Annotated in this window: 27 protein-coding genes, 1 tRNA gene and 1 pseudogene; 8 read left to right on the top strand and 21 right to left on the bottom strand. The window is 68.3% G+C overall.

Translation table 11 applies throughout. The features are described from left to right. Positions 1-109: 109 nt before the first annotated feature. Both QSK35_RS26740 and QSK35_RS26735 read right to left on the bottom strand, forming a co-directional pair. Positions 110-1330, bottom strand: a pseudogene (locus QSK35_RS26740) (MFS transporter); the annotation flags it as partial. 149 nt (positions 1331-1479) lie between these two features. Then, complete coding sequence (locus tag QSK35_RS26735) at positions 1480-2103, bottom strand: pyridoxamine 5'-phosphate oxidase family protein (protein ID WP_352244149.1); 624 nt, start codon at positions 2101-2103, stop codon at positions 1480-1482. 302 nt (positions 2104-2405) lie between these two features. Here QSK35_RS26735 and QSK35_RS26730 point away from each other — a divergent pair, with 302 nt between their 5' ends. Next, a complete protein-coding gene (locus QSK35_RS26730; RefSeq protein ID WP_285750363.1) occupies positions 2406-3509 on the top strand; it encodes an FAD-binding oxidoreductase in 1104 nt (367 codons plus the stop codon). Further along, positions 3502-4119, top strand: a complete 618-nt coding sequence (locus tag QSK35_RS26725; RefSeq protein ID WP_285750258.1) for a class I SAM-dependent DNA methyltransferase — start codon at positions 3502-3504, stop codon at positions 4117-4119. The genes QSK35_RS26730 and QSK35_RS26725 overlap by 8 nt, the downstream gene beginning before the upstream one ends. On the opposite strand, the gene QSK35_RS26720 is transcribed toward QSK35_RS26725, so the two are convergent. The 10 genes from QSK35_RS26720 to QSK35_RS26675 all read right to left on the bottom strand — a co-directional run bounded on the left by QSK35_RS26720 (position 4116) and on the right by QSK35_RS26675 (position 11695). Then, entirely contained in the window at positions 4116-4637 is a 522-nt protein-coding gene (locus tag QSK35_RS26720; protein WP_285750257.1) for a DUF2017 family protein, read from the bottom strand. The genes QSK35_RS26725 and QSK35_RS26720 overlap by 4 nt on opposite strands. Further along, positions 4634-4882, bottom strand: a complete 249-nt coding sequence (locus tag QSK35_RS26715; RefSeq protein ID WP_285750255.1) for an ATP-dependent Clp protease adaptor ClpS — start codon at positions 4880-4882, stop codon at positions 4634-4636. The genes QSK35_RS26720 and QSK35_RS26715 overlap by 4 nt, the downstream gene beginning before the upstream one ends. 20 nt (positions 4883-4902) lie before the next feature. Continuing rightward, complete coding sequence (locus QSK35_RS26710) at positions 4903-5331, bottom strand: heat shock protein transcriptional repressor HspR (RefSeq protein ID WP_285750254.1); 429 nt, start codon at positions 5329-5331, stop codon at positions 4903-4905. Between the two features lie 2 nt (positions 5332-5333). Further along, the gene (gene dnaJ, locus QSK35_RS26705; protein ID WP_285750253.1) at positions 5334-6503 is read right to left on the bottom strand and encodes a molecular chaperone DnaJ; all 1170 of its coding nucleotides are present in this window, start codon (positions 6501-6503) and stop codon (positions 5334-5336) included. Positions 6504-6647: 144 nt separating this feature from the next. Continuing rightward, a complete protein-coding gene (grpE, locus tag QSK35_RS26700; RefSeq protein ID WP_285750252.1) occupies positions 6648-7283 on the bottom strand; it encodes a nucleotide exchange factor GrpE in 636 nt (211 codons plus the stop codon). Beyond that, a complete protein-coding gene (gene dnaK, locus QSK35_RS26695) occupies positions 7280-9130 on the bottom strand; it encodes a molecular chaperone DnaK (protein ID WP_285750251.1) in 1851 nt (616 codons plus the stop codon). The genes grpE and dnaK overlap by 4 nt, the downstream gene beginning before the upstream one ends. Positions 9131-9337: 207 nt before the next feature. Then, positions 9338-10168 (bottom strand): DUF4097 family beta strand repeat-containing protein, encoded by an 831-nt coding sequence (locus QSK35_RS26690; protein ID WP_285750250.1) that lies wholly within the window; start codon positions 10166-10168, stop codon positions 9338-9340. 74 nt (positions 10169-10242) lie between these two features. Then, complete coding sequence (locus tag QSK35_RS26685; protein WP_285750249.1) at positions 10243-10812, bottom strand: hypothetical protein; 570 nt, start codon at positions 10810-10812, stop codon at positions 10243-10245. Positions 10813-10832: 20 nt separating this feature from the next. Then, positions 10833-11375 carry a TetR/AcrR family transcriptional regulator gene (locus QSK35_RS26680; RefSeq protein ID WP_285750362.1) on the bottom strand — a complete coding sequence of 181 codons (543 nt, stop codon included), beginning with the start codon at positions 11373-11375 and terminating at the stop codon, positions 10833-10835. Beyond that, positions 11372-11695 (bottom strand): DMT family transporter, encoded by a 324-nt coding sequence (locus QSK35_RS26675; RefSeq protein WP_285750248.1) that lies wholly within the window; start codon positions 11693-11695, stop codon positions 11372-11374. The genes QSK35_RS26680 and QSK35_RS26675 overlap by 4 nt, the downstream gene beginning before the upstream one ends. 114 nt (positions 11696-11809) lie before the next feature. Here QSK35_RS26675 and QSK35_RS26670 point away from each other — a divergent pair, with 114 nt between their 5' ends. Then, positions 11810-14032, top strand: a complete 2223-nt coding sequence (locus QSK35_RS26670; protein WP_285750247.1) for a (Fe-S)-binding protein — start codon at positions 11810-11812, stop codon at positions 14030-14032. A gap of 50 nt (positions 14033-14082) precedes the next feature. Here the strand turns inward: QSK35_RS26670 and QSK35_RS26665 are convergent, their stop codons facing one another. The 5 genes from QSK35_RS26665 to QSK35_RS26645 form a co-directional block, all read right to left on the bottom strand. Further along, positions 14083-14850, bottom strand: a complete 768-nt coding sequence (locus tag QSK35_RS26665; protein WP_285750246.1) for an SdrD B-like domain-containing protein — start codon at positions 14848-14850, stop codon at positions 14083-14085. 31 nt (positions 14851-14881) lie between these two features. Then, complete coding sequence (locus QSK35_RS26660; protein WP_285750245.1) at positions 14882-15649, bottom strand: SdrD B-like domain-containing protein; 768 nt, start codon at positions 15647-15649, stop codon at positions 14882-14884. Positions 15650-15700: 51 nt separating this feature from the next. Beyond that, entirely contained in the window at positions 15701-16456 is a 756-nt protein-coding gene (locus QSK35_RS26655) for an SdrD B-like domain-containing protein (protein WP_285750244.1), read from the bottom strand. A gap of 65 nt (positions 16457-16521) precedes the next feature. Further along, positions 16522-16902: a phage holin family protein gene (locus QSK35_RS26650; protein ID WP_285750243.1), complete on the bottom strand. Its 381-nt coding sequence runs from the start codon at positions 16900-16902 to the stop codon at positions 16522-16524. A 123-nt stretch (positions 16903-17025) separates the two neighbouring features. Continuing rightward, on the bottom strand, positions 17026-17571 hold the full coding sequence (locus tag QSK35_RS26645) for a MarR family winged helix-turn-helix transcriptional regulator (RefSeq protein WP_285750242.1): 546 nt from the start codon (positions 17569-17571) through the stop codon (positions 17026-17028). Positions 17572-17773: 202 nt separating this feature from the next. Between QSK35_RS26645 and QSK35_RS26640 the strand changes: the two genes are divergently transcribed. After that, positions 17774-18760 (top strand): cation diffusion facilitator family transporter, encoded by a 987-nt coding sequence (locus QSK35_RS26640; RefSeq protein WP_285750241.1) that lies wholly within the window; start codon positions 17774-17776, stop codon positions 18758-18760. A gap of 6 nt (positions 18761-18766) precedes the next feature. On the opposite strand, the gene dcd is transcribed toward QSK35_RS26640, so the two are convergent. Further along, positions 18767-19348 carry a dCTP deaminase gene (gene dcd, locus QSK35_RS26635; protein WP_285750240.1) on the bottom strand — a complete coding sequence of 194 codons (582 nt, stop codon included), beginning with the start codon at positions 19346-19348 and terminating at the stop codon, positions 18767-18769. A 50-nt stretch (positions 19349-19398) separates the two neighbouring features. Here dcd and QSK35_RS26630 point away from each other — a divergent pair. Further along, positions 19399-19472 (top strand) — tRNA-Gly (locus tag QSK35_RS26630). Positions 19473-19514: 42 nt separating this feature from the next. On the opposite strand, the gene QSK35_RS26625 is transcribed toward QSK35_RS26630, so the two are convergent. Beyond that, positions 19515-20252, bottom strand: coding sequence for a helix-turn-helix domain-containing protein (locus QSK35_RS26625; protein WP_285750239.1), 738 nt, complete (start codon positions 20250-20252; stop codon positions 19515-19517). A 139-nt stretch (positions 20253-20391) separates the two neighbouring features. On the opposite strand from QSK35_RS26625, the gene QSK35_RS26620 reads away from it, so the two are divergent. Genes QSK35_RS26620 through QSK35_RS26610 form a run of 3 tightly spaced genes read left to right on the top strand, consistent with a single transcriptional unit; the run spans position 20392 to position 22283 of the window. Further along, positions 20392-20877 carry a hypothetical protein gene (locus QSK35_RS26620; protein WP_285750238.1) on the top strand — a complete coding sequence of 162 codons (486 nt, stop codon included), beginning with the start codon at positions 20392-20394 and terminating at the stop codon, positions 20875-20877. A gap of 38 nt (positions 20878-20915) precedes the next feature. Then, the gene (locus tag QSK35_RS26615; RefSeq protein WP_285750237.1) at positions 20916-21599 is read left to right on the top strand and encodes a CHAP domain-containing protein; all 684 of its coding nucleotides are present in this window, start codon (positions 20916-20918) and stop codon (positions 21597-21599) included. A gap of 21 nt (positions 21600-21620) precedes the next feature. After that, positions 21621-22283 carry a CHAP domain-containing protein gene (locus QSK35_RS26610; protein WP_285750236.1) on the top strand — a complete coding sequence of 221 codons (663 nt, stop codon included), beginning with the start codon at positions 21621-21623 and terminating at the stop codon, positions 22281-22283. Between the two features lie 38 nt (positions 22284-22321). On the opposite strand, the gene QSK35_RS26605 is transcribed toward QSK35_RS26610, so the two are convergent. Together QSK35_RS26605 and QSK35_RS26600 are read right to left on the bottom strand one after the other, a co-directional pair. Next, complete coding sequence (locus QSK35_RS26605; protein WP_285750235.1) at positions 22322-22744, bottom strand: hypothetical protein; 423 nt, start codon at positions 22742-22744, stop codon at positions 22322-22324. Between the two features lie 63 nt (positions 22745-22807). After that, positions 22808-23398 carry a hypothetical protein gene (locus QSK35_RS26600; protein WP_285750234.1) on the bottom strand — a complete coding sequence of 197 codons (591 nt, stop codon included), beginning with the start codon at positions 23396-23398 and terminating at the stop codon, positions 22808-22810. Between the last annotated feature and the right edge of the window lie 58 nt (positions 23399-23456).

Raw genomic sequence — 23456 nt, 5'->3', positions numbered from 1 at the left:
CCATCGCGTCGCCGTAGGACTCGCGGACCGCCGGGGTCAGCGACCCGAGCGTCTTCGTGCTCACGTGGCTCGCCAGGATCGCGCCGAGCACGGAGACACCGGCCGTGCCGCCGAGCGAGCGCATGAACGTGGCGGTCGAGCTGGCGACGCCGAGGTCGGCGAGGCTCACGCCGTTCTGCACGGCGAGCACGAGGTTCTGCATCGTCAGGCCGACGCCGACCCCGACCAGCAGCAGGTAGGCGCCCATCAGCACGAGGTTCGTGCCGTGGTCGATCGTGCCGAGCAACGCCAGGCCGATGACCAGCGAGAACGCACCGGTGACCAGGAAGCCCTTCCACTTGCCGTGCCGGGAGATCAGCTGCCCGGACACCGTCGAAGACACGCTCAGTCCGAGCACCAGCGGGACGGTCAGCAGACCGGCCTTGGTCGGTGAGAAGCCGCGGGAGATCTGGAAGTACTGGCCCATGAACACGCTGGCGCCGAACATCGCGGTGCCGACCGCGATGCCGCCGAGCATGGCGAGCACGACGGTCCGGTTGCGGAAGAGACGGAACGGGATGACCGGCGAGCTGTGCCGGCGTTCGACGAAGAACGCCGCCGCGAAGACGAGCAGGGCGCCGGCCGCGTAGGCGAGGCTCTCGCCGGAGAACCACGCGAAGTCCTTGCCCGCGAAGCTCACCCACAGCAGCACCAGGCTGACGCCGCCGGTGACCAGCGTGGCGCCCAAGTAGTCGATCTTGACATGCTGCTTGACCGTGGGCAGGTGCAGGGTGCGGCCGAGGATCGCCAGCGCGATGGCGGCGAGCGGCACGACGACGAAGAAGCACCAGCGCCAGCCGAGCCACGGCGTGTCGACCACGAACCCGCCGACGAGCGGCCCGCCGACCGTGCCGGCGGCGATGACCATGCCGGTGTAACCGCTGTAGCGGCCGCGCTCGCGCGGGCTGATCATCGCACCGACGATCACCTGCGCGAGCGCCTGCACGCCGCCCATGCCGAGGCCCTGCACCGCGCGGAACGCGATGAGCTGGCCCATGTCCTGGCTGAAGCCGGCCAGCACCGATCCGACCGTGAAGATCGTGATGCTGACCTGCATCAGCAGCTTCTTGCTGAACAGGTCGGCGAGCTTGCCCCACACCGGGGTGCTGGCGGTGGAGGCGAGCAGCATCGCCGTCACGACCCAGGTGTACTGGGTCTGCGTGCCCTTGAGCTCGGCGAGGATCGTCGGGAGCGCGTTCGCCACGATCGTCGAGCTGAGAATCGCGACGAGCAGGGCCGTCCAGAGCCCTGAGAGCGCCTCGAGGATCTCCCGATGCCGGTTCAAGCACACCTCCGGTTAGTTGCGGTAAAACAACTATATCCGGAGATAGTTAGCTAGGGCAACTTGTTTGCCTCACACCGGCCCGGCGAACGTCACGCGGGAGCCCCGCGATGCATGACACGCATCGCGGGGCTCCCGCGTGACCGAAAAACGAGGGGTTAGGCGCGCGACGATCGGACGCCGAAGTAGTCGCCTCCCTTGCGTTTGACGTCGTCGGTGCCCCAGTCGCGGTTGCGGTCGACCGCGACCATCCGCGGGATGTGCTTGCGGCAGTGGATGTACGCCTCTTCGATCTCGACCACGACCCACCGCTCGGCCTTGCGCTCGTCGACGTCGTACATCCGGCGGAACTCGTCGTCCTCGACGATCTCCGCACGCCCGTTGACGTGCAGTCCGATCAGGTCGCGGGTGAAGTCGACCATGAGCATGCCGACGTGCGGGTTCTCCTTGATGTTGCCGAGGCTCGCCATGACGCCGTTGCCGCGGAACTCCGGATACGCGACATGCCGGTCGTCGAGCACGCGGATGAACCCCGGCTCACCCGCTCTCAACGTCGCATCACACTCCCCATCGGAGTCCGAGGTCGCGATGAACGCCAGCTCCATCCGGCGCACGAACGCCGCCATCTCGTGGTTGAGACGGTCGACTACCTGGTCCTCGTAGAACTTTCTGGCGCGATCCTCCGTATTGAAGGCAGATTGGAGGAAGCGCTCGCCCAGCGAGCCGGGTCGCGAGGCGACACAGTCGGGTGAGGTGGTGGAGGTGTAGTCAGGCGGGGACACCGCGTGAGGGTCGCATGCAAGGCTCGATCAAGGTACTTCTCGGACGGCATATTCGCTCGGTTGCGGTATCAATCAGTTGCGGAGGGTAGTCATAGAGCACTCGAAGGTGGCATCAAGGACCCACAACCCTGTTTGACGGGTTACTGTCCACCCTGTCGGGGGACGGATGCTTGACGAGGACTGTCGCGCCTTGCTGGCGCCAGTGAGAACGTGGAGACTGCGCGCGGACCATGACTGCGAACGCTGTGCTGAGCCCCATCCCCACCCCGCCACACCGTGAACCGCCACCCGGCGTCACCGCAATGGTGCGCATGATCCGGGAAAGCTTCGCGGTGGTCGAGCCGCATGCCGAGGAAGTGGCGAAGTTCTTCTACGGCATGCTCTTCTCCTTGTCGCCCGCCACCCGCGAGATGTTCCCCGCGAACATGGAGGTGCAGCGCAGCCGCCTGCTGCGCGCCCTCGTGCACGTGGTGCAGATGGTGGACCGCCCGGACGACCTCATCCCCTTCCTCCGCCAACTCGGCCGTGACCACCGCAAGTTCGGCGTGGTCAGCAGCCACTACGAGGCCGTCGGCACCGCCCTGCTGTCGGCCGTGAAGAAGTTCGCCGGTGCCGCGTGGACGCCCAAGGTCGAGATGGCCTGGGCCGAGGCGTACACGATCATGGCCCGCGCCATGCAGGAGGCCGCCGAGGCCGACAACGGACCGGCCTACTGGCACGCCACGGTGCTCGAACACCAGCGCGTGTCGTGGGACCTCGCCGTCGTGCGCCTGCAGCCGGACCACCCGGTGTCCTACCGCGCCGGCCAGTACCTGTCGGTCGAGACCCCGCAGCGCAAGCGCTTGTGGCGCTACTACTCACCGGCCAACGCGCCGCGTGAGGACGGGGTCATCGAGTTCCACATCAGGTCGGTCGACGGCGGCTGGGTGTCGAGGTCCGTAGTGGGCCACACGCAGGCCGGCGACACGTGGCGCATCGGCCCGCCGATGGGCCGGCTGTCGGTGGACCGCACCAACGGCACGGACATCCTCATGGTGGCCGGCGGCACGGGTGTCGCCCCGATGCACGCGATCATCGACGAGATGGCCCAGTTCGGCGAGAACCCGCGCGTCCACCTGTTCTACGGCGGCCGAACCCGCGAGGACCTCTACGACCTGGACAACCTCCAGCGGATCGCCACGACCAACCCGTGGCTTACCGTCGTCCCGGTTCTGGAGTCCGACCCCGGCGCCCGTGGCGTCGAGCAGGGCACCCTGGCCGACGTGGTCACCCGCTACGGCGCGTGGGAGGAACGGGACGTGCTGGTGTGCGGCTCGCCCGCCATGATCCGCTCGACGGTGTCCCGCATGCTCGTCGCGGGAACGCCGCTGGACCGCATCAAGTACGACCCCTTCACCCTTGACTGAGCAGGTCAGGGAGTCCTACGACCGGGTCGCGGACTCCTACGCCGAACTGCTGCGCGACGAACTGGCGGACAAGCCGTTCGACCGCGCCGTGCTGTCGACGTTCGCGGCACTGGCCACGGGCCCGGTGGCCGACATCGGGTGCGGCCCCGGCCGGGTGAGCGCCCACCTGCACGACCTGGGCGTCGAGGTGTCGGGCATCGACCTGTCACCGGGCATGATCGCGGCTGCCAGGCGCGAGCACCCGGACCTGAGCTTCGACGTCGGCTCACTGTTCGAACTGCCGCACGCCGACGGCTCGCTCGCGGGCGCCCTGGCGTGGTACTCGCTGGTCCACACGCCGATGCCGCTGCTGCCCTCGGCCTTCGCGGAGTTCGCGCGGGTGCTGGAGCCGGGCGGTCACCTGCTGGTGGCTTTCAAGGTCGGCAACGAGCACGTACGCCTCGAGCACGCCTACGGCCACCCGGTGGCCCTGGACGTCTACCGGTGGCCGGTCGACACGGCTGTGTCGATAGTGCGCGACGCCGGGTTCGAGGAGGTCGCGATGCTGGTCCGCGACCCGGACGCGAAAGAGGCCTCGCCGCAGGGGTTCCTGCTGGCGCGCAAGCGTTAGCCGTACTGCGGGTGGTGCCCCGTGCCGCCGCATCCGCAGTCGAGGTGGGGCTCCACCGCGAGCACCAGCTGCTCCAGCACGTGCTTGCACCAGATGACGGTGGCGCACTGCTGCCCGCAGCGAACCAGGTGAAAGTTGCGCAGCAACGCGGTGACCTGCACCCATTCGACGACCTCGGGGTGCGGCACCACGAGCAGCGTGCTCTCGCCGAACCTCGCCCGCACCCGGCGAATCGCCGCGCAATCCCTGAGCAGCGCGGCGTGCCTGCTGCGAAAGTCGTCCGAGTCGGCTCGGTCGCGGTAAACGTCGGGGAACAACTTGCGCAGCACGTCGTCGAGCTTGGGGCGCCGTCTGAACAGGCCGATGCGAATGTCCGGCGGTTCGCCGGTGTCCAGCAGCCGGATCAGCTCGTCGAAGTGGAACCCGAACGTCGTGGCGACGTTCTCGGACATGCGGACCAGCACGCCGTCGCCGCCGACGACCGCGTCGAAGTGGTCGAGGAAGACCGACTCCGTCATGACGGCCTCCGCACCGCGGCCCGCAGCCCGTGCCGCTGGAGCACGGCCACGAGTTCTTCGGCCTGCTGCTGCGCCTCGTAGGTCGCGATGTCGGCCGAACCGGACGTGTGCACCGCGTTGGCGACACTCAGCGACCCGGCGGCGTCGTGACCGCACAACCTCATCATCAGGAACCTGACCACGGCGAACGTGTTCACGTCGTCGTTGATCAGGCACACTCGCCAACCGCCCCCAGTGGTGTGCACCGGAGCAGTATGAACGCTCGCTACTTCCGGGGCTTCGGTTTCCAGACGACGATCGACGTCTCCTGGCGCAGCGGCACCAGGTCACGGCGGTAGGAGGCGTGCACGTTCGCCGCCGTCTGCTCCGCGGTCGCCAGCGCGTTGGCCAGCTCCTGCGAGAGCTCCACTACGCGAGCCCGCAGCGCGTCGACCTCGTTCTCCAGCTCGATGATCCGCTTGATCCCGGCGAGGTTGACGCCCTCCTCCTGGGAGAGACGCTGCACCTCGCGCAGCAGCACGATGTCGCGCATCGAGTACCGCCGCCCGCCACCGGAGGTCCGCCCCGGCGACACCAGGCCCATGCGGTCGTAGGTCCGCAGGGTCTGCGCGTGCAGGCCGGACAGCTGCGCGGCCACGGAGATCACGAAGAACGGCGTGTCCTCGTTGGTGCCGGGCGGGAACGGGAAGCTCACGGCTACCTCCCCTCGAGCAGGGCGTTCAGGTCGGCGCGCGGGTCGTGGTCGGCGGTCGCCTTGGCGTAGGCCTCCAGCGCGTCACGGGCCTTCGAGTCGAGGTTCTGGGGCACGGCGACCTCCAGGGTGATCAGCAGATCGCCCGAGGAGCCGTCCTTGCGCGTGATGCCCTTGCCACGAGCGCGCAGCACGCGCCCGCTGGCCGTTCCGGCGGGCACCTTCAAGGTCACCTTGCCGTCGAGCGTCGGCACCGTCAACGTCGTGCCCAGCGCGAGTTCGGGGTAGGTGACCGGCACCCGCAGGGTCAGGTTCTTGCCGTCGCGGCCGAAGACGCGGTGCGGGTTGACGTGCACGCGGACGAACAGGTCGCCGGCCGGACCGCCGTTGCGGCCCGGTTCGCCCTGCCCGGCCAGCCGGATGCGCTGGCCGTCGTCGACCCCGGAGGGGATGCGGACGGTCAGCTTGCGGGTCTTGGTGCTGACGCCCTCGCCGCCGCACTCGGGGCACGGTTCGTCGATGATGCGACCGGTGCCGCGGCAGTCGCGGCACGGCTCGCTGAACGCGAAGGCACCCTGGCTGCGGGTCACCAGGCCCGAGCCGGCGCACGTGGCGCAGACGTGTGGCGTGGTGCCGGGCTTGGCGCCGGAACCGTTGCAGGTGCCGCAGGTCGCGGGGGAGGACAGGCGCAGCGGCACGGTCGCGCCGCGCACCGCCTCGGTGAAGTCGATGCGGACGTCGGTCTCGACGTCCTCGCCGCGGCGCGGGCGGGTCGCACTGGACGCGGTGCCGCCGCCACGGCGGTTGAACAGGCCGCCGAGCAGGTCGCCGAGACCGCCCATGCCGCCCTGGGCACCCTGGGAGGCGGCCCGGCCGAACAGGTCGTTCACGTCGAACCCGCCCGCGCCGGCGCCGAACCCGCCGGGGAAGCCGCCGCCCGCGAACAGGCGGCGGGCCTCGTCGTACTGCTTGCGCTTCGCGGGATCGGACAGCACGCCGTGAGCCTCGGACACGGCCTTGAACCGCGCCTCGGCCTTGGCGTCGCCGGGGTTGGCGTCCGGGTGCAGCTCGCGGGCGAGCTTGCGGTACGCCTTCTTGATCTCGTCCTGCGAGGCGTCGGAGGAGACGCCCAGCTCGCGGTAGAAGTCCTTTTCGATCCAGTCCCTCGAACTCACCGGACGTCTCCTCCCCTCAGTGTCGGATTGCCGCGCCTCCGGCGCGGGTCGTGATTTCCTCGGCGAGGTCGGTGATCCGAGCTCGGTTTCGCGGCCTCCGCAGGCTCCGGCGGCGAAAACGGATCTCGGATCACCGACAGGAAATCACGAGTTCTCTTCTGCTACAGCGGGAGCAGGCTCGTGATCCGTTACCGCGACGAGCGCGGGCCGGACGAGCTTCTCACCGAACCGGTACCCGCGCCGGAGCACGGCGGTGACGGTCGGTCCGTCGACGTCCGGGGAGGTGCTGTGCTGCACCGCCTCGTGCACCGACGGGTCGAACGCCTCGCCCTCGTGCGCGAACGGCTCCAGGCCGGTCTTCTGCAGCGTGCTGACGAGCTTGTCCGCCACGGCCTTGAAGGCACCGGTCAGGTCGCCGTGCGCGGCGGCCCGCTCGATGTCGTCCAGGACGGCCAGCAGCTCGCCGGCCACCTGCGCCTTGGCGTTGTTGATCACCACGTCGCGGTCGCGTTCCACCCGCTTGCGGTAGTTCGCGTACTCGGCGGTGAGCCGCTGCAGGTCGGCGGTGCGCTCGTCGAGCTGCGTCTTCAGCTCGGCGGCCACGTCGTCGCCCACAACGACCGGTTCGTCGGTGACCACCTCGGCGGTCTCGGCTTCCGGCTGCCGGACCTCCCCCGACTCGGGGTCGATCCGGCGCCGGTCGCGCACGACCACCTGAGGCTCCTCACCGGGAGTACCCGGTGCCGGGTGGTCCGGAGCGGCGTGCCTCGGCTCGGTCACTTCTTCTCGTCCTCGTCGACGATCTCGGCGTCCACGACGTCGTCGGCCTTGTCGTCGGCCTTCGCGTCACCGGCGGTCGCACCGGCGGCGGCGTCCGCACCCGGCGCGTTGGCGTACATGGCCTGGCCGATGGCCTGCGACTCGGTCGCGAGCTTCTCCACCGCGGCCTTGATGGCGTTGATGTCGGTGCCCTTGAGCGCCTCGTTGGCCTCGTCGATCGCGGTCTTGACGCGGTCGCGGACGTCGGCCGGGATCTTGTCCTCGTTCTCCTTGACGACCTTCTCGGTCTGGTAGACGAGCGTCTCGGCCTGGTTGCGGACCTCGGCCTCCTCGCGGCGGCGCTTGTCCTCCTCCGCGTGGGCCTCGGCGTCCTTGACCATGCGGTCGATGTCCTCCTTCGGCAGCGCGGAGCCACCGGTGATGGTCATCGACTGCTCCTTGCCGGTGCCGAGGTCCTTGGCGCCGACGTGCACGATGCCGTTCGCGTCGATGTCGAAGGTGACCTCGATCTGCGGCACGCCACGCGGGGCGGGCGGCAGGCCGGTCAGCTCGAACATGCCGAGCTTCTTGTTGTGCGCCGCGATCTCGCGCTCACCCTGGAAGACCTGGATCTGCACGGACGGCTGGTTGTCGTCGGCCGTCGTGAAGATCTCGGAACGCTTCGTCGGGATCGTGGTGTTGCGCTCGATCAGCTTGGTCATGATGCCGCCCTTGGTCTCGATGCCCAGGGACAGCGGGGTGACGTCCAGCAGCAGGACGTCCTTGACCTCACCCTTGAGGACACCGGCCTGCAGGGCGGCGCCGACGGCGACGACCTCGTCCGGGTTCACGCCCTTGTTGGGCTCCTTGCCGCCGGTCAGCTCCTTCACGAGCTCCGCGACGGCGGGCATGCGGGTCGAGCCACCGACGAGCACGACGTGGTCGATGTCGCCGACGGAGATACCGGCGTCCTTGATCACGTTGTTGAACGGCGCACGGGTGCGGTCGAGCAGGTCGGACGTGATGCGCTGGAACTCGGCGCGCGACAGCGTCTCGTCGAGGAACAGCGGGTTCTTGTCCGCGTCGACCGTGATGTAGGGCAGGTTGATGGACGCCTGCGACGAGCTGGACAGCTCGATCTTGGCCTTCTCAGCGGCCTCGCGGATCCGCTGCAGGGCCATCTTGTCCTTGGTCAGGTCGATGCCGTTGGCCTGCTTGAACCGGTCCACCAGCCAGTCGACGATGCGCTGGTCCCAGTCGTCACCACCGAGGTGGTTGTCACCGGACGTCGCGCGCACCTCGACGACACCGTCGCCGAGTTCGAGCAGCGAGACGTCGAACGTGCCGCCACCGAGGTCGAAGACCAGGATGGTCTGCTCCTTCTCGCCCTTGTCCAGGCCGTAGGCCAGGGCGGCGGAGGTGGGCTCGTTGACGATGCGGAGCACGTTGAGGCCCGCGATCTGGCCGGCCTCCTTGGTGGCCTGGCGCTGCGCGTCCTCGAAGTAGGCGGGGACGGTGATCACCGCGTCGGTGATCTCCTCGCCGAGGTAGGCCTCGGCGTCGCGCTTGAGCTTCATCAGCACGCGGGCGCTGATCTCCTGCGCGGTGTACTTCTTGCCGTCGATCTCCTCGGTCTGCCAGTTCGTGCCGATGTGGCGCTTGACGGACCGGATCGTGCGATCGACGTTCGTGACGGCCTGGTTCTTCGCGGGCTGTCCGACCAGGACCTCGCCGTTCTTGGCGAACGCCACGATGGACGGAGTCGTCCGGGAGCCCTCCGAGTTGGCGATGACCGTCGGCTCACCGCCCTCGAGGACGGCGACGACGGAGTTGGTCGTCCCCAGGTCGATGCCGACTGCACGCGCCATTTGGAGTTCCTTCCGCTAGTACTTGTTGAGTGGTGCTGGCTCAAGTTTGCCAGGCCACCCAGAGTTGAGTCCACTCGACTCAAGCTTTCTGCCTGTCTCAACGGGCACCAGCCGCCCGATGTTCCCGGCCGGAAGTGATCCGGAACACCATGAAGGGCACCATCACGGCGTCTGGCGTCGTGATGGTGCCCTTCACGGCACTGCAGGTCAGGCGGGGCTGACGGTGATGTTGCCGGAGCCGGCGCGGAGGTTGAGCACCGTGGTGGCGTTCGGGTCGGTGGCGATGTCGATGTGCTTGTCGCCGCTGCCGGACTCGGTGTCGACCTTGTAGGGACCGTCCGGCACCCGCAGGATGATGTCGCCGGACCCGGTCTCCGCCCGGACCGTCCGCTTGGACACCATCCGCAGCTCGACGTGGCCGGAGTGGGCGATGACGTTGACGTCGTTGTCGATGCCGCTGCCGGAGATGTCGCCGGACCCGGAATCGACGGTCGTCTTTCCCTTGATGTCCTGCAGCCGCGCGTGGCCAGACCCGACGTGCGCGGTCACGTCCCCCTTCGCGTCCTCGACCACCACGTCACCGGAGCTGGCGTCGATCCGGACCTTCCCCCCGACATGCCGCGCGATCACGTGACCCGAACCCGCGTTGACGTCCACCTCGGCCAGGCCCTCGACGGTGACGTCGCCGGAGCCCACGGTGCCGCCCACCTTGACTTCCTTCGACGGCAGGTTGACCTGGTAGTCGACCGAGCAGTCGTTGCCACAGTCGTTGAGCGTCAGGACCTTGCCGTCGACCTTGTGCGTCTCCCCCTCCGGCTTCTGGTCCCGGCGGTGCGTGACCCGGCGGTGGATCGTCGTCTGCGTCGTCCCCTCGGTGTAGCGGATCGACACGTTGCCCGACCCGGTCTGGATGACGACAGACTCGATCTTGTCGGAGACCGCCTTGTCGTCCTCGAACGCGTGCTCCACGAAGCGGATCCCGCAGGCCGAGAGCCCCAGCGCCAGAGCCGCCATCACCACTGCTGTCCTCACCACCATGGCGTCAACGCTATTGGGACGGCACCGTCGAATCACCAGGGAAAGCCCCCGATCCGATACGGGGGTTACCCCTACTACGCGAGGTCCTCGACGACCGCGCGCAGCCGCGGCGCCGAGCGCGACGGGTCGTGCAGACAGGCCGTGGACGCCACCACGTGACCGGGTGCGATGCGCTCCCACACGTACCCGCGGACCGGCACCTCGTTGATCACCAGCCGGAACGGCCGGACCGGCCGGCCCAGACGTGACTCGACGGCGCGCACCACATCGCCGACGGGCAGCGGCGGACGGCCGGTGGGCGTACCGCGGTACCGGTAGAAGTCGTCGCGCAACGCGAGCACGGCGTCGCGCAACGCGGGACGGGTCAGCAGCGAGTTCGTGTCGGCCACGTCGTGCACGCGCTCGGGTTCCTCGGCCCGCGCGTCCTCCAGGACCTCGGTCCACCAACCCGGCCAGTCGCGCGCGGCCGCGGCCCGGTCGACGCCGGGCGGCACGATCACCGGCACACCGGGGTCGAGGCCGGGAAGGTCGGGCGTGGTGTCCACGGAAAGCGCCAGAGTGTCGCGAACGAACAGTGCGGCGAGCATCGACTGCGTGCCGACGCCGCACTCCACCGTCCAGTTCTCCCGCCGCGTGAACGCCATGAACCCATTGTCCCGCCGCGTCAGTCGCGGTCGCGGATCAAGAAGGACACGATTGGCTCCAGCTCGTCCGCCGTGGGTGGTGCGTCGGCCAGCAGGCCCTGGATGAGCAGACCGTCGACCGCGGCGAGCACCACCTTGAACCACACCGGGTTCGCCGGTCGCACGGTCTCGAAGGCGAGGTCGATCCACCGCCGGGCGGCGGGCCGCAGCTCCGGCCGCCGGGTGGCGAGCAGGTACAGCTCGTACTCGGCGAGCGTGCGGCCGCGGTCCTCGTCGAGAGCGCGCGCCAGGAACTCGGCGATCTCGCGCGGACTCGACTCGATCATTCGCAGCATCTCGCCGCACAGGTGCTCGGCCGACCACACCAGGGTCGCGATCAGCAGGTCGTCCAGCGTCGCGTAGTAGTAGGTGGGCGAAGTCGGGGGCACGTCCGCCTCGCGCGCGACCGAACGATGGGTCACCCCGCCCACGCCGTCGCGTTCGATCACCCGCAGCGTCGCCTCGAGGATCGCGCGGCGCCGCCGTTCGCCGCGCAGCTTCCGCCCGTCGACCTCTGTACTCAGTGGATCCTCCCGATCTCCAGGGTGACCACGCCCGCGATCACCAGCGCGAGCCCGGCGATCATCGTCGGGTTGAGGTGCTCACCCAGGAATCTCCAGCCGATGATCGCCACCGCGGCGACCCCGACAGCAGACCAGATCGCGTAGGCGACACCGACGAGCATCCCCATCTTCAGCGCCATCGACAACATCGTGAACGCGAGGGCGTACCCGGCCACGACCACAACGGACGGCCAGAGCTTGGTGAAGCCCTCCGACAGCTTGAGCGACACGGTCGCGGTGATCTCACCGGCGATCGCGATGGCCAGGACCAGGTACAGCACGGCGACTCCCAGAACGAACGCGAAACTACTTGAACGATTGTTCCACAAGTTCGAGCATGACACGGACCACGTCCAAGTGGTTACTGACCAGTAATGGGGCGTACGCTGCCGCCCATGACTGTGGAGCTCGTTCTCGGCCTCGTCGCGGTGGCGGTGAGCGTTGTCGCCTGGGGCGTGTTCGTCTCGGGCGTCGTGAAGATGATCAAGATCATCCGGCTCGGTCAGCCGGACGCGACCCGCAACGGCCCGTTCGTGCCCCGGCTGCGCCAGCTGATCGTCGAGTTCGTGGCCCACACACGGATGGCGAAGTTCCGCTCCGTCGCGCCGTGGCACTGGATGGTCATGTGGGGCTTCCTCATCGGCTCCGCGGTGCTGTTCGAGGCGTACGGCGAGGTGTTCAACCCGCACTTCCACTGGCCGATCATCGGCACGTGGTCGATCTGGCTGCTGCTGGTCGAGCTGCTCGGCCTCGGCACCGTCGTCGGTGGCGTCGTGCTGGCCGTCATCCGGCAGCTGAACCACCCGCGCCGCGCCGGTCGCGTGTCCCGGTTCGCCGGCTCGAGTTTCAAGGCGGCCTACTTCGTCGAGGCCGTCGTGATCATCGAGGGTCTCGGCATCCTCGGCGTGAAGGCGTTCAAGCAGTCGAGTGGCCTGGAGGTCGCTCCGCTGTGGACGTCGTTCGTCACGCAGCCGCTCTCGCACCTGCTGCCGTCGGCGCCGGTCTGGGTGTCGATCATGGCGCTGATCAAGCTGCTGTCCGGCATGATCTGGCTCGTCGTGGTCGGCAAGAACCTGACCATGGGTGTCGCGTGGCACCGGTTCAGCGCGTTCTTCAACATCTACTTCAAGCGCGAGGACGACGGCGGCGTCGCGCTCGGCGCACTGAAGCCGATGATGAGCGGCGGCAAGGTCCTGGACCTCGAAGAGGCCGACCCCGACAAGGACGTGTTCGGCGTCGGCAAGGTCGAGGACTTCACGTGGAAGGGCTGGCTGGACTTCAGCACCTGCACCGAGTGCGGCCGCTGCCAGTCCCAGTGCCCGGCGTGGAACACCGGAAAGCCGTTGTCCCCCAAGCTGGTCATTACGCAGCTGCGCGACCACGCCTTCGCCAAGGCGCCGTACCTGCTGGCCGGTGGCCGCAAGGACATGGGCGGCGACGAGGTCGGCCTGGTCGAGGAGAACTACAAGGACTACCAGAAGCGCCTGGAGTCCATCGACGTGCTGGCGATGGCCGAGGCCGAGCGCCCGCTGGTCGGCGGCGTGGACGAGATGGGCGTCATCGACCCCGAGGTGCTGTGGTCCTGCACCAGCTGTGGCGCCTGCGTCGAGCAGTGCCCGGTCGACATCGAGCACGTCGACCACATCGTCGACATGCGCCGCTACCAGGTGCTGATCGAGTCGAACTTCCCGACCGAGCTCGGCGGCATGTTCAAGAACCTGGAGAACAAGGGCAACCCCTGGGGCCAGAACGCCAAGGACCGCCTCGCGTGGACCGAGGGCCTGGACTTCGAGGTGCCCGTGTTCGACGGCGAGCTGGGCGACACCGAGTACCTGTTCTGGGTCGGTTGCGCGGGCGCGTTCGAGGACCGCGCGAAGAAGACCACGCGGGCCGTGGCCGAGCTGCTGCACACCGCGGGTGTCTCGTTCGCCGTCCTCGGCCCCGAGGAGACCTGCACCGGTGACCCGGCCCGCCGCGCGGGCAACGAGTTCCTCTTCCAGATGCTGGCGCAGCAGAACGTCGAGGTGCTCAACACGGTCTTCGAGGGCCGCGACGCGGGTCGCCGCAAGATCGTCGTCACGTGCGCCCACTGCTTCAACACGCTGGCGAACGAGTACCCGCAGGTGGGTGGCACGTACGAGGTCGTGCACCACACGCAGCTGCTGAACCGCCTGGTGCGGGAACGCCGCCTGGTGCCCGTCGCGCCGGTCACCGAGGACGTGACGTACCACGACCCGTGCTACCTGGGCCGCCACAACAAGGTCTACGAGGCGCCGCGCGAGCTGGTGGGCGCTTCGGGTGCGACGTTGCGCGAGATGCCGCGCCACCAGGAACGCTCGATGTGCTGCGGCGCCGGCGGTGCCCGCATGTGGATGGAGGAGCGGATCGGCAAGCGCATCAACGTCGACCGCGTCGACGAGGCGCTGTCGACCGCCCCGTCGAAGATCGCGACCGGCTGCCCGTTCTGCCGCGTGATGCTGACGGACGGCGTGACCGCCCGGCAGGCCGACGGCCAGGCCGGTGCGCACGTCGAGGTCGTGGACGTGGCGCAGCTGCTGCTCACCGCGGTCAAGCGCGGCCAGTCGGAACCGGCCGCGGAGCCGGCGCCGACCGCCTGACCTGATTCAGGAAACGAGCCCCGGTCCACAGTGGACCGGGGCTCGTTTTGTCAGAAGGCCCAGACCTTCACCTTCTTCACGTTGTCGCTCGGGTTGACGTCCCCGTACTGATCCTCGGTCACGACGATCTCGCCGCGCCTGATCTGCTTGTCCACCCGCGCGACGATCGTGTAGGTCACCGACTCGCCCAGGTGGACGTCCGGCTGGTACATGCTCGACATGTAGACCTTCTGCCCGTCGATCCACGGCACCGGCGCGTTCGTCGACAGCGGCGTGAGCCCGTCGGGCAGGGTTGCCGTGCCGTACAACGGGTTCGGGGCGTTGCCCGTGTTGGTGTAGGTGACGTCGATGTTCACCTGCTCGCCGACCCGCATGAAGCGCGGGACGTCGACATCGGTGACCGTCGCGTCGGGCCGGTACTCGACCATACCCGCGTTGAACGGGCCGGCCTGCCCGCCCTCGGTGAGCGTGAACTGCCGGGTCTGCAAGGTGCTCGGGTCGAAGTCCGAGTCGCCGCCGCCCTTGGTGAACGTCCAGGTACCCCTGGCGAACAGGGTGACGACTCGGGTGCCCGCCGGCACGTTCTCGATCTTGTAGTTGCCGTTCTCGTCCGTCGTGCCCGCGTAGTACACGCCGGGCACCAGGAAGGTGAAGTTCGCCAGCGGCTTCTCGTCCGTCTGCCGGATGCCGTCCTCGTTCGCGTCGATCCACGCCGAGCCGAAGACCGTGCCACCCTCGCTCGCCATCGCCGGCTGGACCACGACGGCCGAGGCTGCGAGTGCCAGCGCGAACGCGGAAAGTCTTGCCGTGTAACGCATTTCTGTTCCCCCAGTGTGTGTTGTTGTTGTGTCAGATGGTGTCGATGTTCTTGCGCACCACGTTGTTGTCGCGGTTGTCCTCGGCGAGGTCGTCGCCGTTGGCGGTGACGACGAGCTCACCCTTGACCTCACCGGTCACCCGCGCGTCCACCCGGTAGGTCACGGACTCACCGAGCCGGGTCGCGGCCTGGCGGCCGTTGGACATGAGCACCGTCTGGCCGCGGACCTCACCGGCTGGCGCGTTCGTGCCCAGCGGCTGCAGCCCGGCCGGCAGCTCGGCGATGCCGTACAACGTGATCAGGCAGTTGCCCTCGTTGCGGAAGGTGACGTCGATGCTCACCAGGTCACCGACCCGCACGAGCTCCGGCGCGCCGACCTTCGCGATCGCGGCGTCCCGATACTGCTTCACGACACCGAGGTCGACCTGCTCGGTCTCGCCCGCGGTGACGGTGAAGTATTCGGTCCACCCGGTGTTCGGGTCGGCCGCGGAGTCGCCGCCGGGCTTGGTGAACGCCCACCGCTGCGGGCCGTCCTGCTCGGTGATCCGGTAGCTGCCCTGCGGGAGGTTCTCGAACCGATAGGCGCCGTTCGCGTCGGTGATAGAGACGCGGCGGCCGCTCAGAAAGACCTGCACGCCCTCGGCGGGCGGCTCGTCGGCCTGACGGATGCCGTCGTAGTTCGCGTCCATCCACACCGAGCCGGTGATCGTGCCGGCCGGGTCGGCCGTCGCGGGCTGAGCCACGAGGGCCGACGCGGCCAGTGCGAGACCGAACGCCGAAAGCTTTGCCACGTAACGCATTTCAGTTCCCCCAAGTCGATGATGTGCTCCCCTTCGACCTGAGTACGCGCGTCACGTCCGTACGGTTGCCTTGCGAACGTTGTTGTTTTCGTCGGTGTCCCACGGGTTGTTGGCCTCGGCGACGATCTGCCCCCGAACGGACGCGTCGACACGCGCCCTGACGGTGTAAGTGACCGATTCGCCGATGTTCGTGTCAGGCTGGTAATAGCTCGACATGTAGACCTTCTGCCCGTCGATGTACGGCACCGGCGCATCCGTCCACAGTGGAGTCATTCCCGCCGGGAAGGTCGCAATGCCGGACAGCGGCGTGGGGCTGTTGCCGGTGTTCTCGAAGGTGATCTTCACCTCCACCTCGTCACCGACCCGGACCTTCCTGGGCGCCCGGACGGCCGTGACGGCGGTGTCGACGCGCTCCTTGATGAGCCCGGCGTTGAACGGCCCCGCCTGCTCGCCGGGCTGCACCGTGAAGTCCGCGGTGGCACCGGTGTTCGGGTCGAAGTCCGAGTCACCGCCGGACTTGGTGAAGGCCCACGTGCCGCGGCCGAACCACGAGATCCGGTAGCTCGTGCGGTCCGGGAAGTTCTCGAACCGGTAGTTGCCGTTCTCGTCAGTCGACGTCACGCCGGTGTACATGTCGTTGAGCATCAACTGGTAGCCGGCCACCGGCGGCTCGTCCGCCTGCCGGATGCCGTCCTCGTTGACGTCGAACCACACCGATCCGAAGACGACGCCACCGGCTTCAGCGGAAGCCGGTGGCGCGAAGGCGACCAACGTGCCCAATGCGAGCGCGAACGCGATCTTGCGCATTCGAATCCCCCAATTCGAAGTATGTACCTCGTTCTGGGAGACGCGCTTCACACCGGCTGGTTGCGTCAGTCGTTGTCGGTGACCTTGTCGTAGACCAGGTTCAGCACCCAGCCGGTCAGCGCGACGATGATCGCGCCCCAGAACGCGGGCCAGAAACCGTCGACCCGGAAGGGCAGGCCGAACTGGTCGGCGATCCAGCCGGTCAGCATGAACAGCAACGCGTTCACGACCAGGCCGATGAGGCCAAGGGTGACGATGTAGAAGACGCAGCCGAAGAACTTGACGACCGGCTTCACGACCGCGTTCACCAGACCGAAGATCACCGCGACGCCGAGCAGCGTCAGGATCCGGGTCGTGGTGGTGCCTTCCAGCAGGTCGATGCCGGGGATCAGGGTCGACACCCAGACCGCCACCGCGGTCAGCAGCACATGAACCAAAATTCCCATGCCGCAGGCTAACGGTGACGGCCGGATATTCGTCGTCACTCGGACAGTGGATAGCCGCCCATGTCGCCCTCCCTCTCGTACCGCCAGTCGGTACGATATCGGATAGTACGACTTCGTAGCAATCTACTCTTTGCTGTCGAGCGCCAGCCGGGTGCGGCGATGCGCCGGACCGAGCTCACCGGCCAGCACCTCCATGACCTGCTTGAGCAATTCGCGCAGTTGTTCCAGGTCTGCACCCGGCAGCGCGGTGAACAGCTCCTTCTCCCGTTCGGCCTGCCCGGCCACGATCTGCAGGAAGATGTCGCGACCTTCGCCGGTCAGCGTCGCGGGCAGCGAGCGACGGTCGCTCGGGTCGAGCTCACGGACCACCAGGCCGGCCTTCTCGAGACGGTCGAGCCTGCTGGTGATCGTCGTGGCGGGGCTGAGCGTGCCGTTCGCGAGCTGTTTGGGCGTGAGCCGGTGGGGCGGGCCGATCCAGAACAGGCGGGCGAGGATCTCGTAGTCGGCGCGGTTCAGGCCGTGCGGCGCCGCGATCTCGGTCGCGAGGAAGTCCAGGTACTTGCTGATCTGGTGGACGCGGTCCACCACGCCCTCGACCACCGGGTCGATCGCGGGGACCATCGCCCTCCAGGTTTCGACCTCGGCGTCGGTGTCGTCCTCGCCTCGCATCTCGCGATCGTAGTACCACGAAAACCGGCGCGGCCTGCGTCCATTATGGACACAGGCCGCGCCGTCCTACCCCCGTGGTGATCAGCGCCATCCCCCTGTGGCAGATCCCGTCCTTAAGACACCGCAGGCGTGGCGGATGTTGCCTCCCGAGAGCTATGTCACTCGAATGCAGTAACTAGCGGCCGCCCCTAGGCTTGCCCGCATGAGTGAGCAGCAGCAGCCCAGCGGCGAGAGCACCCTGACCGTCGTTCTGGCCCTGTTGGTGAACCTGGCGATCGCGGTGATGAAGGGCGTCGCCGGCGTGATCACCGGCTCCGCGGCGGTGTTGTCCGAGGCCGCTCACTCGGTCGCGGACACGTTCACCGAGGCCCTGCTGCTGACCGCGCTACGCCGCTCCGACCGGCCCGCCGACCGCAGGCACCCTTTCGGATACGGCAAGGAGCGCTACTTCTGGTCGCTGCTCGCCGCCGTGTCGATCTTCGCCTCGGGTGCGATGTTCGCGTTCTACGAAGGGTTCAGCACGCTGTTCGGCCACCCGACCGAGCAGGTCAAGCCGCTCGTCGGCTACATCGTGCTGGGCCTGGCGTTCGCCATGGAGTCGGTGTCGTGGACGCAGGCGTTCCGCCAGGTGCGCGCCGAGGCCGCGGCCGAGGGGCGGTCGCTGATGAGGTTCCTGCAGATGTCGGACGACCCGACGGTGAAGACGGTCTTCCTGGAGGACTCCGCCGCGCTCATCGGCCTGGTGCTGGCGTTCGGTGGCCTCGGGCTGCACCAGCTGACCGGGTCGCACATCTGGGACGGCATCGCGTCCGTGCTGATCGGCCTGCTGCTCGCGCTCGTCGCGTACGTCCTCGCGCGGACCAACCGCGGTCTGCTGATCGGCCGCCAGGCCGACCCGGTGATGGTGAAGGCGATCTGGCGGCGGCTCGCCGGTGTGCCGGAGGTCGACGCCGTGGTCGACGTGCTCACCATGTTGATCGGCACCGACCGGGTGCTGCTGTGTGCGCGGCTGGACTTCGACGACTCACTCACCGCCGCGCAGCTCGAGGAGGTGTGTGTGCGCCTCGACGGCGAGCTGCGCGCCGAGTTCGGCGACCTCGACGAGATCTTCCTGGAACCGGTGCCGCGCAACAATCCCGAGCTGCGTCAGCGGGTGCTCGACCGGTACGGCGACCTGTCGCGCGGCTGACGCGGCTCAGCGGCGCGTGTCGGTCCGGTGGAAGTTCAGGTACGCGCGGCTCGGCGTCGGCCCCCGCTGCCCCTGGTACCGCGACCCGGCCTGCTTCGAGCCGTACGGGAACTCGGCGGCGCTGGTCAGCCGGAACAGGCACAGCTGTCCGATCTTCATGCCCGGCCACAACGTGATCGGCAGGTTCGCCACGTTCGACAGCTCGAGCGTGATGTGCCCCGAGAAACCGGGGTCGATGAACCCGGCCGTCGAGTGGGTCAGCAGGCCGAGGCGGCCGAGGCTCGACTTGCCCTCGAGCCGGCCCGCCAGGTCGTCGGGCAGCGTGACCATCTCGAACGTCGACCCGAGCACGAACTCGCCGGGGTGCAGCACGAACGGCTCGCCGTCCGGCGTCTCCACCAGGCTCGTCAGCTCGTCCTGCTGCACCGACGGGTCGATGTGGGTGTACTTCAGGTTGTTGAAGACCCGGAAGAAGCGGTCCAGCCGGACGTCGATGCTGGACGGCTGCACCATCTCGACGTCGAACGGGTCCAGGTGGAGTCGCCCGGACTCGACCTCTTTGCGCAGATCCTGGTCACTCAGAAGCACTGGCACAGGGTAGCCCGACGTTTGTGTATGATCGGCGACGCACTACCGATGCGGGTGTAGTTCATTGGTAGAACGACAGCTTCCCAAGCTGTAGAGGCGGGTTCGATTCCCGTCACCCGCTCCACATACGAAGGCCCAGGTGACTCGTCACCTGGGCCTTTCGTCGTTACTTGGCCTCGTGGCACACGTTGGACGGCGGCGGGTCGCACACGTAGCCGGGGAACGTGCCGATCGCGGGTTCCGTGGTGGTCGTGGTCCTCTTCGACGACGTCGGCGACCACGTGTCCGGCGGGATGTCCCAGTCGTCATCACCGGGACGCGGCTCCGGAGCCTTGCTCACGGAGGTGGTGGTCGGCGCGGGCTCGTGGCCGCGGACCGCACGGGTGGTCGGCGTGACCGCCGGTGCCGTGGCGGGCGCCTGTCCCACCTGCTGCGCGGAGGAACCGGTCGTTGGCGGGGTCTGTCCGGCGGCGTCCCGATCGGACGGGACGTCGCGGCGGCCGGGTGCGAGGGCGACCAGGACACCGGCCGCGACCACCAGCACCGCCAAGGCGGCGACCAACACGAACCTGCGGCGCCGCGATATGCCGGAACCGTCGGGAAGCGGACTGAGTGAAACCGGCTCGACCGTCAGTTCCGCACGGGCCGCACGCCAGCGCTCGATGGTCTCCTCGTCCGCCCCGCACGCGCGGAGGAACGCGGTCAGGACCTGTTCGCTCGGCGGCGTCGTCCGGGACAACGCCGAGTTCAGCGTCGAACTGGGTAAGACGTCGCCGGCCTGTGCGGCTCGGCGTTCCGGAACGCGGTAGCTCAGGCCGAGCCGGGTGCGCAGTTCCCGCAATGCCGCGACGAATTCCGCATCACCCGTATTCGCGGGCGGGTTCCACCACGATTCGGTGCTCATCGACTCCCCCTGTCGGACTCGGATGCGTCGCCAGCATGGCAGTGCCGTCCCGATCAGTCCCGGACATCGCGGAATCTTGTCGGACGGCTATTCGGACGGATTGCCTCGGATCGAGCGATTCGACCAGGGAGGTCCGGAGATGCCACAGCGACAAATCCCCGACAAGCGGAACACGGTGCTCGTGTTCGCCGCGTTCGCGCTGGCGGTCGTGGCGGCGTTCCTGCTGGGCCATCACCTGGGCGACGAGCCGAGCACCGCCGAGCCGCCGGTCGCGGAAGCACCTGCGGAAGTACCCGCGGAACCGACGGAGGAGCCGGCAGAGGAGCCGCAGGAGACACAGCCGGCTGAACAGGTTGAACAGCCCGTGCAGCCGGAAGAGCCCGCACCCGTGGAACCGGTCGTGAACGAGTCGTCCGAGCCGTCCGACCTGCCCGGACAGGCTGAGCCCGTCGCGGAGGAGACGACGTGGCGGTTCGAATCCGCCGAACCGTCCGAGCCCGAGCCGACCGTCCGAACCTTCCCGATGGAGCCGCCGCACGAGCCGGACGAGCCGGACGTCCCGGCGCCGATCGTGGTCGGCCCGCACACGGACGGCCCGTTCACGTACCTGCCTGCCGGCCGCTGAACCGAACCATCACCCCCGAATACAAATGGAGGATCACAGTGCGACTGCCCCTGCTCAAAACCGCGGTGGGCGGCATTCTCGCCGCCGTCGCCCTGGTCGGTATTTCGTCCGAAGGCCGCTCGATATCGGCCGATCCGCAACTCGTCGCCGTCGAGAAGTCGACCGACGACGAAACGCGTCGGCGGATCGTGGAGACCGCCGAACAGGAGATGAACAGCAAGCGCAACCGGGAAACCGGCGACAACTGCAACTCCTACAGCCCGAACGGGAAATGCCAGGCGTGGTGCGCGGACTTCGCGAAGTTCGTCTGGGGCAAGGGTGGCGCGAAGACCGACGGCGTCACCTCGATGGCCAACAGCTTCCGCGACTACGGCAAGAAGAACCACACGTGGCGCAACGGGCCGAGCGTCAAGCAGGTGCGGCCCGGTGACGCCGTGACGTACCGCCTGAACGACAAGGACTTCCGCAACGACCACGTCGGCATCGTCACGGCCGTCGACCGGAAGACCGGTCGCATCACGGTGATCTCCGGCAACAGCGGCAACAAGATCCGCAAGGTCACGATCGACCCGAAGAAGGCACAGGTCACCGGGTTCGCCTCGCCCGTCGCCAAAGACGCCAAGGCCAAGACCAAAACCGCGCCGAAGAGCAAGAAGCCCGGCCGGATCGAGCCACAGCCCGCGCCGGTGACGGTGACCGGCGACCACCTGTCCCACGGCTGATCCACACACAAGGAGGAAGAAATGCACCGGACACCGAAGATCGCGGCCCTGGCCGTTCTGGTCGCGTCCCTGCTCGGCGGCCTGGTCGCCACGCAGAACGTCGACGCGGCACCCGCCATCGACCCCGTGGCGGCGGTCAAGGCCGACCCGCCACAGGAACGGATTCGCGAGCGAATCGCCACGACCGCCCTCGGGCAGGTCGGTCAGCACGAGAAGGGCGGGGCGAACCACTATCCCCGCAAGTACCAGCTCGACAAGACCGTCTTCTGGCCCACCCAGTGGTGCGGGGTGTTCGTGTACTGGACGTGGACCAAGAGCGGTGCCACCGGCGCGAACATGTCCGACACCACGGTCCCGCCCAAGAAGAAGTGGGACACCGTCAACCAGGGGCACCTCGCGACCTACTGGCAGGCGTGGGCCAAGAAGCACAAGCTGTGGAAGCCGATCAAGCAGCGCTCCGTCGTCAAGGGTGATGCCGTGGTCTATGGCAACTTCCCGCAGCAGAAGGGCCACATCGGTGTCGTCGTCGACGTCAAGTACGACGCCCACGGCAAGGCGACCCACATCAAGACCGTCGAGGGCAACGTCCACGACAGCGTCGTGGCCACCCCGTGGCGCAAGCTGAAGGATCTCCGTGGCGGCGAAGGGAACTACGCCGCGTCCGGGTTCGTCTCAGCGGCCTGACGACCGTCGCGAAGGGCCTGGTCTCCGGGCCCTTCGCGTCAGTCCACCGGCAGGCCCCACGGCCTGCGCTCCGCGTCCAGCGATGCCCATCCGCCGCCACGGGCGAGAGCGGCCCGCACACCCGCGACGTGTTCGGCGAACGAAGCCAGGTCGCCGTGCAGCAGGGCGGCCCGTTCGACGTCGAGCGGATGGGTGTCGTCGTGCCAGAGGTCGACCGGGAAGCTCGCCACGAAGGTCATGGACTGCAACAACTGCAGCAGGGCGACCGACGGGGCCGCGGCCTCGGCCTCGTACGAGGAACGGATCTGCTCACACGCCGACAGCAGATCGCGAACCTGGCGGATGGCGTCGGCCGGCGTGCCGTCCCACGACGGGTCCGGCCAGACGCGGGTGCTCAGCTCCAGCCACAGACTCCAGCCGGCGGCCAGCTCCGCCTCGTCCTTCGGACGCCATGTCCCCATGACTCCACTGTGCATGCCGAACCGGGCAACGTCTCGCGACGATGACCACGACCACAGGGTGACCTAGGACGGCGCCGGCGCGGCCTCGCGGAGTTCCAGCGAGTGCACGTCGGCACCGGGCACCCGGAGCCACCCCGCGGCGGTGATCTCCTTGAGCTCCACCTCGACGCGCCGGAAGTCGCGCGGGGAGAGCTCGGTGTACCCCTGCCGCACCACGTGGTCGAACACCTCGGGCGAGAGGATGACGGCCAGGTTGGCGTCCGGTGCGAGGACGAGCGCACGTCTCACCGGCTCCGCGTTGACGAGCCGGCTGACGTGCACGACGGCCTGTCCGCCGAACCCGAGCGGCGCCGGGTACGCCACCCCGTGGTGCAGCGCGACGCGCAGCCGCAACCGTTTGCTCGGCGGCAGGCCGAAGTTGCGCCGGGCGAGCCCGTCGTCCAGCGCGTCGAGGAACGGGCCGACCACCTTCGGCTCCAGCTCCTCGCCGGGCAGCACGGCCAGTTCCTCGTCGCCCTTCGGTTGCCGCAACCAGCTGTCGCGGCGCAGCCCGGCGTCGAGCGCGGCGTCGCTGAGCACCGACTCGAGCATTGCCTGCGCGACGGACTTCTCCGGATCGGTTCGTCTGCCGTACCCTTCCGCGTCGGCGGACATGCAGAGGGCACGCTGAAATGGTCCAACCATTACGAGCCTTTCTGTGGAAGAACGCGGG

Source organism: Lentzea sp. NBRC 105346 (assembly GCF_030269605.1).
In the GTDB taxonomy this organism is placed as follows: domain Bacteria; phylum Actinomycetota; class Actinomycetes; order Mycobacteriales; family Pseudonocardiaceae; genus Lentzea.
This window is presented reverse-complemented; position numbering and strand designations above follow the sequence as displayed.